Annotated in this window: 2 protein-coding genes; one reads left to right on the top strand and one right to left on the bottom strand. The window is 47.0% G+C overall.

The window, feature by feature from the left end:
* A partial coding sequence (locus tag GY683_RS00890) for an MAPEG family protein (protein ID WP_297286958.1) occupies positions 1-381 on the top strand: 381 nt, incomplete at its 5' end.
* A 33-nt stretch (positions 382-414) separates the two neighbouring features.
* On the opposite strand, the gene GY683_RS00885 is transcribed toward GY683_RS00890, so the two are convergent.
* Positions 415-1,146 (bottom strand): pantothenate kinase, encoded by a 732-nt coding sequence (locus GY683_RS00885; RefSeq protein ID WP_297286957.1) that lies wholly within the window; start codon positions 1,144-1,146, stop codon positions 415-417.
* Positions 1,147-1,324 lie beyond the last annotated feature (178 nt).

Genomic DNA, 1,324 nt, shown 5'->3' with positions numbered 1-1,324 from the left:
GCCATCAAGGCGATGTTGGTGGCGTGTCTGCTGCCTTTGGCATTTGCCATGCTTGCCAAGGCGACAGGCGGGTTTAAGATGTCGGATAATGCCAATCCAAGGCAGTTTCTTAACCATGTGACAGGGCTGTCAGCGCGTATGAATGCCGCTCAGCAGAACAGCTTTGAAGGGCTGCCGATTTTCTTGGCGGCTGTGATTGTGGCGATGTATTGTTTTGTACCGCAGAATGTGATTAACGTGCTGGCGTGCCTATATGTGCTGCTGCGCGTTGGCTATGGTGCGGCGTACGCATTTAATATGCCTTTGGTGCGCTCGGTGCTGTGGGTGCTTGGTTTATTATGCTGCGTGATGCTCTTTTATTTTGCGATTTTGGTTGTTTAAATGACTGATAAGACGCTGACCGCTAAAGATTATTTAGCGGTTTTTTTTGTTATTAAAATACCGTTTTAGACCGATGAGCAGTAGCTCTTTTTCTACCTTTAGAGTGTCATCAAACTGCACATTTATCATGTCCGCACCGCCCCCTGTGAGCGTAATCTCAAAATCAGGATAATCCGCCTGCACCGCACGCACCGCCCCCACCACGCCAAACAGTACGCCATGATTGACCGCATCAAAGGTCGTTTTGCCCAATTCGGTGCTGTCAAACCGCCCCGCCTTGACCGCAATCTGCTGAGTGCCTGCATACAGGGCGTGGCGTTGCATATAGACGTTGGGCAAGATATATCCGCCCAAATGCGTGCCGTGTTCTATCAAATCAATCGTCAATGCCGTGCCACAGCCGACCACGCATTGCTTTTTGGTATTATCCACCACGCCAAGCATTTGTAGCCATCTGTCCACGCCAAGCTGATTGGGGTCATAATGGCTTGTCAAAAGGGGGTGATTGGCATTCACTTTGGCAAATTCAAACGGCACATTAAAGCCTTGCAAGGTCTTGTTAATGGCGGTGTTAATCTTATCGCCAAGCACGCTAGAAATCCCCACAAATTCAGGCTCAAAGCTCGCCAATGTGCCAAGCAGTCCAAGCAATAATTCATTGGGGGCTTTTAGGTGTTCTTTTGCGTCATGGGCGATGATCGTGTCGTTATCCACAATCCAATATTTTAGGCGGGTATTGCCCAAATCTAGCCAAAGTTTTTTCATGATTTTCCTTAGTTTGTAATGATTTTCGCCATACCTGCAAATATCGGCTTGATATCGCCATGATCATTTAATAACAATTCGCCTTGATTGCCAATGCCGATACATCTGCCTTTGGCATAAATATCGGTCATGTTATTCTGCATAAAAATATGAATAGGTTTGTCGGTCAAAAGATGAT

It is taken from the genome of Moraxella sp., assembly GCF_024227015.1.
Taxonomy (GTDB): Bacteria; Pseudomonadota; Gammaproteobacteria; order Pseudomonadales; family Moraxellaceae; genus Moraxella.
The sequence above is the reverse complement of the archived record's forward strand: the minus strand, read 5'-3'. Positions and strand labels throughout refer to the sequence as shown.

Coding starts and splice junctions, on each gene's coding strand:
- GY683_RS00885 (WP_297286957.1), bottom strand. CDS start 1,146: ATGAAAAAACTTTGGCTAGATTTGGGCAATACCCGCCTAAAATATTGG.